The following is a 9,924-nucleotide window of genomic DNA, read 5'->3' as shown; positions in this document are numbered from 1 at the left end:
CCGCGCCATGGATGGCGCGTGGCGGCGGCCCCCCAAATCAATGTCGGATTGCGGGCACACCGAGCCTGGGCGAGGTGCCGAGTGGTGGGGCAAGAGCGTTTTGCTTACTTTTGCGCTTTTCAAAAGTGAGCCGCCGTAAGGGCGGAACCCTAAGCCGCTGTTACCGCAGCAATGGATATGTACTCATTCCATTCCAACAATCGGGGGCGAACTCCCTGGCGGAGGGCCAGTTGGATAGTCGCCGGCTTCCGGGCCGTCACGGGAGCAAGCTCCCTCGCCACCAGGTTTCAACCTGGCAACAGAGTTTTAGAACTGGCAACAGAGTTTTAGATAGGGAAAGAGCGTACTCAGACGAGTAATGGGCCTACAACGGCGTCAGCACATTCATCACCGTATCCAGCGCTACGCGAGTGTCATCCAGCTGCACCAGCGAGGCATGCCGCGCTCCGAGGGCATCTCGGTTCTGGATAGCGGTGAGGATCGCCTTGTGTCGAGGCAGGCTGAGGCCCTGGATATCCGGGCGTCGGTTGGTGATATTGATCGACTCGCGCAGCGGCAGCGACAGCATGTTGCACATGTAGGCGAGCAGGTCGTTGCGGGTGGCATCGGCGATGGCCCGGTGAAAATCCAGGTCGGCTTGCAGCAACTGTTCGTGGGTCTGTGCGGTTTCCATGCCGCGGTAGGCTTTTTCGATCGTCGCGATGTCCTCGACGGTGGCGGTGGTCGCGGCCATCGCGGCGATTTCCGGTTCGAGGATGCGCCGCACACCGGCCAGGGTGTTGAAGAACTCACTATGAGGCGTGGACTGCATCAGCCAGGACAACACGTCCGGGTCGAGCAGGTGCCATTTCAAACGAGGCCTTACCACCGCGCCGACCCGTGGCTTGGAATACACCAGGCCCTTGGCGCTGAGTACTCGCGTGGCCTCCCGCAGCACCGAACGGCTGACCTTGTATTCCTCGCAGAGCGTGGACTCCAAGGGCAGTTTTTCTTCGGGCTTGAAGCGACCGGAAACGATATGCATGCCCAAGTCCTGAACGATCTGGGCATGCATGCTCTTGCGCGGTTTGGGCGGCTGGTGATCCATAACGACAGGGATGCTCTGACTTAGATTCGCGGCATCATAGCATCCCAATTAGTGGGAATGACGTGGGACTTCAGCCCCACGGCAGCCCACGAGGAAGTCAAAGTCGCAGCCCTGGTCGGCCTGCAGCACATGGTCGATATACAACTGGCGGTAGCCACCGACGATCAGCTTCTGCGGTGGCTTGAGATCGGCCATGCGCGCCGCCAGCTCTGCGTCGGGGATGTCCAGGTGCAAGCGACCGTTGGCGCAGTCGAGTTCGATCCAGTCACCTTCCCGCACTGTGGCCAACGGCCCGCCGGCCGCGGCTTCCGGCGCGACGTGCAACACCACCGTGCCGTAGGCGGTGCCGCTCATGCGTGCGTCGGAGATGCGCACCATATCGGTCACACCCTGGGCCAGCAGTTTGGCCGGCAGGCCCATGTTGCCGACTTCCGCCATGCCTGGGTAACCCTTGGGGCCGCAGTTCTTCATGACCAGGATCGAGTTGGCATCCACCTCCAGCTCGGGGTCGTTGATGCGTGCCTTGTACATGTCGAAGTCCTCGAACACCACGGCGCGGCCTCGGTGCTGCATCAGCTCGGGGCTTGCCGCCGAGGGCTTGAGGACCGCACCCAACGGTGCCAGGTTGCCGCGCAACACGCAGATACCGCCATCGGCGCGGATCGGGTTGTCGAGTGTGCGGATGACTTCGTCCTGGCCATAGATCGGCGAATCCTTGGTGTTCTCGCCGAGGGTTTTGCCGTTGACCGTCAGGGCATCCGGGTGGGGGATCAGGTTGGCCTCGCCGAGGCGCCGCAGCACGGCGGGCAAGCCGCCAGCGTAGTAGAACTCTTCCATCAGAAAACGCCCCGAGGGTTGCAGGTCGACGATGGTTGGCATGCCACGGCCGATGCGAGTCCAGTCGTCCAGGTCGAGCTCCACGCCAATACGCCCGGCGATGGCTTTCAGGTGGATCACGGCGTTGGTCGAGCCACCGATGGCCGCGTTCACGCGAATCGCGTTTTCAAAGGCTTGCTTAGTGAGGATCTTCGACAGTTTCAAGTCTTCGCGCACCATCTCCACCGCGCGCATGCCAGACATGTGCGCCAGCACATAGCGCCGCGCATCCACTGCCGGAATCGCCGCGTTGTGGGGCAGGGAGGTGCCGAGCGCCTCGGCCATGCATGCCATGGTCGACGCGGTCCCCATCGTGTTGCAGGTGCCCGCCGAACGCGACATGCCGCCCTCGGCCGCGAGGAAATCGTCCAGGGTAATGGTGCCGGCTTTGACCTGTTCACTGAGCTGCCATACCACGGTGCCCGAGCCGATGTCCTGGCCCTTGTGCTTGCCGTTGAGCATAGGCCCGCCCGTGACCACGATGGCCGGTATGTCGCAACTGGCCGCACCCATCAGCAGGGCCGGGGTGGTCTTGTCGCAGCCGGTCAGCAGCACCACGCCGTCAATGGGGTTGCCGCGAATGGCTTCCTCCACGTCCATGCTCGCCAGGTTGCGGGTGAGCATAGCGGTGGGGCGCAGGTTCGACTCGCCGTTGGAGAACACCGGGAACTCCACGGGGAAGCCGCCGGCCTCGATCACACCGCGTTTGACGTGCTCGGCGATCTGGCGGAAGTGCGCGTTGCACGGGGTCAGCTCCGACCAGGTATTGCAGATGCCGATGATCGGCTTGCCATGGAACTGATGGTCGGCAATGCCCTGGTTCTTCATCCAGCTGCGGTACATGAAGCCGTTTTTATCGGCAGTACCAAACCACTGGGCGGAGCGTAGGCCGGGCTTTTTATCAGGCATGATCGATTCTCTTATTGTATGACTATATGTTCTAACCTTGGCTAAACATAAGCGCAAAAACCCTGCTTTGGAAGAGTTGTTTTGTAAATAGTCATACTATATAGTTTGTTGCAACTGAGGTATGACCCTGGCGGATGTTCGCGAGAGGTGTCCCCCGAGCTTCTATAAAAACAACAATCGGAGATCGACCCATGAGCCAGGAACTGCGGCTTGTTCGGCGCATCACGCTGAAACTGATTCCTTTCCTGATCCTGCTGTACTTGATTGCCTATGTGGACCGTTCCGCCGTGGGCTTCGCCAAATTGCACATGGGGGCCGACGTCGGCATCGGCGACGCTGCCTATGGCTTGGGCGCGGGGTTGTTCTTCATTGGCTACTTTCTGTTCGAGATCCCCAGCAACCTGATGCTCGACCGCTTCGGCGCGCGGCGCTGGTTTGCGCGCATCATGATTACCTGGGGCGCGATCACTATCGGCATGGCCTTCGTGCAAGGCCCCCACAGCTTCTATGTGATGCGCTTTCTGCTTGGCGCGGCGGAGGCGGGCTTCTTTCCGGGCGTGCTCTACTACATCACCCAATGGTTCCCAGTGCGCCATCGCGGCAAGATCCTCGGGCTGTTCATCCTGTCGCAACCCATCGCGATGATGATCACCGGCCCCGTCTCCGGCGGCCTGCTGGGCATGGATGGCCTGCTTGGCCTGCACGGCTGGCAGTGGCTGTTCATCGTGATCGGTACGCCGGCGATCCTGCTGACCTGGCCGGTGTTGCGCTACCTGCCGGACGGTCCCAAAAACGTCACCTGGATGAGCGACGACGAGAAGGCCTGGCTCACCGGCGAGCTGGCCAAAGACCTGCAAGCCTACGGCCAGACCCGTCACGGCAACCCGTTGCACGCCCTTAAAGACAAGCGCGTGCTTCTACTCGCGCTCTTCTACCTGCCGGTCACCTTGAGCATCTACGGCCTGGGCCTGTGGCTGCCGACCCTGATCAAACAGTTCGGTGGCACTGACCTGGTCACCGGGTTCATCTCGGCCGTGCCGTATATGTTCGGCATCATCGGCCTGCTGATCATCCCGCGCAGTTCCGACCGCCTGAATGACCGCTACGGCCATCTAGCGGTGCTCTATGTGTTGGGGGCCATCGGCCTGTTCTTCAGTGCCTGGCTGAGTATGCCGGTGCTGCAAATGGCGGCGCTGTGCCTGGCGGCGTTCGCGCTGTTTTCCTGCACGGCAGTGTTCTGGACTTTGCCGGGGCGGTTCTTTGCCGGTGCCAGTGCGGCAGCGGGCATCGCCCTGATCAACTCGGTGGGCAATCTCGGCGGCTATATCGGCCCGTTCGTGATCGGCGCGCTCAAGGAATACACCGGCAACCTGGCCTCGGGCTTGTACTTCCTGTCTGGCGTGATGGTCTTCGGGTTGCTGCTGACCGGTGTGGTCTACCGCCTGCTGGAACTCAAGCATGTGCTGCCCGCCGACCAATTCGCCGCCAGTGCCCGTGGCGCCACCCGTACTTAATTGAGGAGAAGCTTCATGCGTTTAGTTCAGTTCGAGTTGCACAACGGTGAGCGCCGCGTCGGCGTAGTGGACGGCGACACACTGCGCGAAGTGCGCACGGCCGGCAGCGTGCGAGAGCTGGCATTGGCCGCCATCGAGGCGGGTGTCAAGTTGCAGCAGCAAGTGGAGAGCCTCGGCCTGGGTGACAGCCATGACTACGCAGCGTTGCTGGCCGGGCAGAAAATCCTGCCACCCCTGGACCACCCGGACCCGGCCCATATGCTCATCAGCGGCACCGGCCTGACCCACCTGGGCAGCGCGGCCGCGCGCGACAAAATGCATCAGGCCGGTGACGACAGCGCATTGACCGACACCATGCGCATCTTCAAATGGGGCGTGGAGGGCGGAAAACCCGCCGCCGGCCAGGCCGGTGTGCAACCGGAGTGGTTCTACAAGGGCGACGGCAGCATCGTCGTGCGCCCAGGCCAGGCGTTCCCGGTGCCGCCGTTTGCCGAAGACGCCGGTGAAGAACCGGAAATCGGCGGCCTGTATGTGATCGGCCCTGACAGCAAGCCTTATCGCCTGGGCTTCGCGGTGGGCAATGAGTTCTCCGACCACGTGATGGAGCGCAAGAACTACCTGTACCTGGCGCATTCCAAACTGCGCAGTTGCAGCTATGGCCCGGAGTTGCGCGTCGGTGAACTGCCCCAGCACCTGGCCGGCACCAGCCGCCTCCTGCGCAATGGCGAAGTGATCTGGCAGAACGAATTCCTCAGTGGCGAAGCGAATATGTGCCACAGCCTGGAAAACCTCGAATACCACCACTTCAAGTACCGCCAATTCCTCAAGCCGGGCGACGTGCATATTCATTTCTTCGGTACCGCCACGCTGTCATTTGCCGACGGTATACGTACCCAACCGGGCGATGTCTTCGAGATCAGCCAGGCCGAGTTCGGCGCACCGCTGGTCAACAGCGTCGGCAGCGTTGACGCGGCATTCGCACCCGGCCAAGTCACCCCTCTTTAAGGAGAGCAGCATGAACCAGTTCCTCGGCCACAATTACATCGGCGGCCAGCGCAGCGGCAACGGCAGCGTCAAGCTGCAAAGCGTCGACGCCACCACCGGCGAAGCCTTGTCGCAGGATTTCTACCAGGCCACCCCGCAGGAAGTCGACGCCGCCGCCCAGGCTGCCGCGCAGGCTTATCCGGCCTACCGCGCCTTGAGTGCCGCGCGCCGCGCACAGTTCCTGGACGCTATCGCCGATGAGCTGGATGCGCTGAGCGACAACTTCGTCGAGCTGGTGTGCCGCGAAACCGCATTGCCCGTCGCACGTATCAAAGGCGAGCGCGCTCGCACCGGTGGCCAGATGCGTCTGTTCGCCACCGTGCTGCGTCGCGGTGATTTCTACGGTGCACGTATCGACAAGGCCTTGCCGGATCGCCAACCGTTGCCACGTCCGGACCTGCGCCAATACCGTATCGGCCTGGGCCCGGTCGCGGTATTCGGTGCGAGCAATTTTCCCCTGGCGTTTTCCACGGCCGGTGGTGACACCGCCGCCGCGTTGGCGGCCGGCTGCCCGGTGGTCTTCAAGGCGCACAGCGGGCATATGGCCACGGCCGAGCAGGTCGCCAATGCGATCATCCGTGCGGCTGAAGCCACAGAAATGCCGGCGGGCGTGTTCAACATGATCTTCGGTGGCGGCGTCGGTGAGGCGCTGGTCAAGCACCCGGCCATCCAGGCAGTGGGGTTTACCGGTTCGCTCAAAGGCGGTCGTGCCCTGTGCGATATGGCAGCGGCACGCCCGCAGCCGATCCCGGTGTTCGCCGAAATGTCGAGCATCAACCCGGTGATCGTGTTGCCCGAGGCCCTGCAAGCCCGTGCCGACACTGTCGCGCGCGACCTGACCGCCTCGGTGGTGCAAGGCTGCGGCCAGTTCTGTACCAACCCTGGCCTGGTGATCGGCATCGCTTCGCCGGCGTTTACCGCGTTCACCCAGCAAGTGGCACAGCTGATCGGCGAGCAACCGGCGCAGACCATGCTCAACGCCGGCACGCTCGACAGCTACGGCAAAGGCCTGCAAAAGCTGCTGGCGCACCCAGGTATTCAACATTTGGCGGGGAATACCCAAGCCGGCAACCAGGCGCAGCCGCAATTGTTCAAGGCCGATGCCCGTCTGCTGATTGACGGCGATGAAGTGTTGCAGGAAGAAGTGTTCGGCCCCACCACGGTGTTTGTCGAAGTCGCCGACCCGGCCCAGCTCAGCGCCGCCGTGCAGGGCCTGCATGGTCAACTCACGGCGACGATCATTGGCGAGCCGGCCGACCTGCAACAGTTCGCCGCACTCACGCCGCTGCTGGAGCAGAAGGTCGGGCGCATCCTGCTCAATGGCTACCCGACTGGCGTGGAAGTGTGCGATTCGATGGTGCATGGCGGCCCGTACCCGGCCACGTCGGATGCTCGTGGCACTTCGGTCGGAACCCTGGCCATCGACCGTTTCCTGCGCCCGGTGTGCTTCCAGAATTACCCTGATAGCCTGCTGCCCGACGCGTTGAAAAACGCGAACCCGTTGCGTATCCAGCGCCTGGTGAATGGCACGCCATCGCGCGATCCGCTGTAAGCAAACCGGAGGTTTCATGTCGTGTAATGCGGTCACCGCACACCGTGCGCAACTGGGCGAAGGCCCGTTCTGGGACATGTCGAGCCAGGCATTGTATTGGGTCGATATCGCCGGCAAACAGGCACTGCGCCTGATGGACGGGCAGTTGCGGGTCTGGCAGTTGCCCGAACATGTCTCGGCGTTTATCCCGTGTGAAAGCGGCGATGCGCTGGTGACCTTGAGCAGTGGTGTGTATCGCCTGGACCTGAGCACCGAAGCCCTGACGCTGCTGTGCGTCGCCGACCCGCAACCCGGCAACCGTGGTAATGAAGCGCGCTGCGATGCCCAGGGACGCCTGTGGCTGGGCACCATGCAGAACAATATCGGCGAGCACGGCGAAGACCTGCCGATTACCCGGCGTTCCGGTGGCTTGTTCCGTATCGATGCCGATGCGCAGGTCACGCCGTTGCTGCAGGGGCTGGGTATTCCCAACACCTTGCTGTGGAACGAGGACGGTAGTCAGGTGCACTTCGGCGACAGTCTGGACGGCACGCTCTATCAGTACTCGGTCCGCCCCGACGGCCAGCTTGCACCGCCACAGGTGTGGTTCGGGCCGCACCCGCGCGGCGGCCCGGACGGCTCGGCCATGGACGCCGAGGGCTACATCTGGAATGCGCGCTGGGATGGCGGTTGCCTGTTGCGCCTGACGCCCACGGGCGAGGTGGACCGCATCATCGAGCTGCCCGTCAGCCGGCCCACCAGTTGTGTATTCGGTGGGCCGGACCTGACCACCCTCTACATCACCAGTGCCGCCAGCCCTTTGGATCACCCCCTGGATGGCGCGGTTCTGGCCATCGAGGTCGACGTGCCAGGCACACCCTGTCACCGCTTTGCCGGCTAAAAAACCAAGACTTAAAAACAACAACAAGGAGTCACCCGTATGAACCTTCGTCGTGGTATCCGTTCCCTGTGCTGCACCGCCGTGGCGGTCTCGGCTTTGAGCCTGAGCGGGCTGTTGCTGGCCGCTGAAGAAGTGAAGATCGGTTTTCTGGTCAAACAGGCCGAAGAGCCGTGGTTCCAGACCGAGTGGGCCTTTGCCGAAAAAGCCGGCAAGGAACATGGCTTCACCGTGATCAAGATCGCCGTGCCCGACGGCGAGAAAACCCTCTCGGCCATCGACAGCCTGGCCGCCAACGGCGCCAAGGGCTTCGTGATTTGCCCGCCGGATGTGTCCCTCGGCCCAGCCATCGTCGCCAAGGCCAAGGCCAATGGTTTGAAAGTGATTGCGGTGGACGATCGCTTTGTCGATGCCAAGGGCAACTTCATGGAAGACGTGCCGTACCTGGGCATGGCCGCCTTCGAGGTGGGTCAGAAGCAGGGCGCCGCGATGGCCGCCGAAGCGAAAAAACGCGGCTGGGACTGGAAAGACACCTATGCGGTGATCAACACCTTCAACGAACTCGACACCGGCAAAAAACGCACTGACGGTTCGATCAAATCCCTGGAAGAAGCGGGCATTCCCAAGGACCACATTCTCACTGCCGCGCTCAAGACGCTCGACGTTCCCGGCAGCATGGACGCCACCAACTCGGCCCTGGTCAAGCTGCCCGGCGGCGCGAAAAACCTGATCATCGGTGGCATGAACGACAACACGGTGCTTGGCGGTGTGCGCGCCACCGAAAGCGCAGGTTTTGCCGCCGCTAACGTGATCGGTATCGGCATCAACGGCACCGACGCCATCGGCGAATTGAAGAAGGCCAACAGCGGCTTCTTCGGCTCCATGCTGCCTAGCCCGCACATCGAAGGCTACAACACGGCGCTGATGATGTACGAGTGGGTCACCAAAGGTACCGAGCCGGCGAAGTACACCGCCATGGACGAAGTGACCTTGATCACCCGCGAGAACTTCAAGGAAGAACTGACCAAGATCGGGCTGTGGAAATGACGGCTGCGGCTCTGCGGTTTGACGGTATCGGCAAAACCTTTCCCGGGGTCAAGGCGCTGGACGGCATCTGCTTCACCGCTCACCCGGGGCAGGTGCATGCCTTGATGGGCGAGAACGGCGCGGGCAAGTCGACGCTGCTGAAGATATTGGGCGGCGCCTACATCCCGTCCAGCGGCACGGTGCAGATCGGCGCGCAGACCATGGCCTTCAAATGCGCCGCCGACAGCATCGCCAGCGGTGTGGCGGTGATCCACCAGGAGCTGCACCTGGTGCCGGAAATGAGCGTGGCCGAGAACCTGTTCCTCGGGCATTTACCGACGCGCTTCGGCGTGGTCAACCGGGGCCTGCTGCGCAAGCAGGCCCTGGCTTGCCTCAAGGGCCTGGCAGATGAGATCGACCCGGACGAGAAACTCGGCCGGTTGTCCCTGGGCCAGCGCCAACTGGTGGAAATCGCCAAGGCGTTGTCCCGTGGCGCCCATGTGATTGCCTTCGACGAGCCGACCAGCAGCCTGTCGGCGCGGGAAATCGACCGCTTGATGGCGATCATCGCGCGCCTGCGCGATGAGGGCAAAGTGGTGCTTTACGTGTCGCATCGCATGGAAGAAGTGTTCCGTATTTGCAACGCGGTAACGGTATTCAAGGACGGCCGCTTCGTGCGCACCTTCGACGACATGAGTGCGCTGACCCATGACCAGTTGGTGACCTGCATGGTGGGTCGCGATATCCAGGATATCTACGACTACCGTGCGCGAGAACAGGGCGAGGTGGCGCTCAAGGTTGACGGTCTGCTTGGCCCCGGCTTGCGTGAGCCGATCAGTTTCGCGGTGCGCAAAGGCGAGATTCTTGGGCTGTTCGGGCTGGTCGGGGCAGGGCGCACGGAGCTGTTGCGCCTGCTCAGCGGCCTGGAGCGCGCGAGCGCCGGCAGCCTGCAACTGTGCGGGCAAGCACTGGACCTGCGCTCGCCGCGCGATGCCATCGCCGCCGGCGTGCTGCTCTGCCCGGAGGACCGCAAGAAGGA

At 62.7% G+C, this 9,924-nt stretch carries 8 protein-coding genes; 6 read left to right on the top strand and 2 right to left on the bottom strand.

Annotated features, from left to right (window positions below; translation table 11 throughout):
- Positions 1 to 364: 364 nt before the first annotated feature.
- Together EXW71_RS28580 and EXW71_RS28575 are read right to left on the bottom strand one after the other, a co-directional pair.
- Positions 365 to 1,087 (bottom strand): FadR/GntR family transcriptional regulator, encoded by a 723-nt coding sequence (locus EXW71_RS28580; protein ID WP_123717944.1) that lies wholly within the window; start codon positions 1,085 to 1,087, stop codon positions 365 to 367.
- A 48-nt stretch (positions 1,088 to 1,135) separates the two neighbouring features.
- On the bottom strand, positions 1,136 to 2,872 hold the full coding sequence (locus tag EXW71_RS28575; protein ID WP_134661348.1) for an IlvD/Edd family dehydratase: 1,737 nt from the start codon (positions 2,870 to 2,872) through the stop codon (positions 1,136 to 1,138).
- 191 nt (positions 2,873 to 3,063) lie between these two features.
- Between EXW71_RS28575 and EXW71_RS28570 the strand changes: the two genes are divergently transcribed.
- From EXW71_RS28570 to EXW71_RS28545, 6 genes are all read left to right on the top strand, one after another.
- Positions 3,064 to 4,386, top strand: a complete 1,323-nt coding sequence (locus tag EXW71_RS28570; RefSeq protein ID WP_134661347.1) for an MFS transporter — start codon at positions 3,064 to 3,066, stop codon at positions 4,384 to 4,386.
- A 15-nt stretch (positions 4,387 to 4,401) separates the two neighbouring features.
- Positions 4,402 to 5,391: an AraD1 family protein gene (gene araD1, locus EXW71_RS28565; RefSeq protein WP_134661346.1), complete on the top strand. Its 990-nt coding sequence runs from the start codon at positions 4,402 to 4,404 to the stop codon at positions 5,389 to 5,391.
- 10 nt (positions 5,392 to 5,401) lie between these two features.
- A complete protein-coding gene (locus tag EXW71_RS28560; RefSeq protein WP_134661345.1) occupies positions 5,402 to 6,982 on the top strand; it encodes an aldehyde dehydrogenase (NADP(+)) in 1,581 nt (526 codons plus the stop codon).
- 16 nt (positions 6,983 to 6,998) lie between these two features.
- A complete protein-coding gene (locus EXW71_RS28555; protein WP_134661344.1) occupies positions 6,999 to 7,862 on the top strand; it encodes an SMP-30/gluconolactonase/LRE family protein in 864 nt (287 codons plus the stop codon).
- Between the two features lie 39 nt (positions 7,863 to 7,901).
- Positions 7,902 to 8,906: a substrate-binding domain-containing protein gene (locus tag EXW71_RS28550; protein WP_134661343.1), complete on the top strand. Its 1,005-nt coding sequence runs from the start codon at positions 7,902 to 7,904 to the stop codon at positions 8,904 to 8,906.
- Positions 8,903 to 9,924: ATP-binding cassette domain-containing protein (locus tag EXW71_RS28545; protein WP_134661342.1), on the top strand; the 1,022-nt coding region annotated here is incomplete at its 3' end. The genes EXW71_RS28550 and EXW71_RS28545, both read left to right, overlap by 4 nt.

This window comes from Pseudomonas sp. BCA17 (genome assembly GCF_004519405.1).
Lineage (GTDB): Bacteria > Pseudomonadota > Gammaproteobacteria > Pseudomonadales > Pseudomonadaceae > Aquipseudomonas.
Note: the sequence above shows the minus strand (reverse complement) of the source record. Positions and strands in the feature narration are given on the sequence as shown.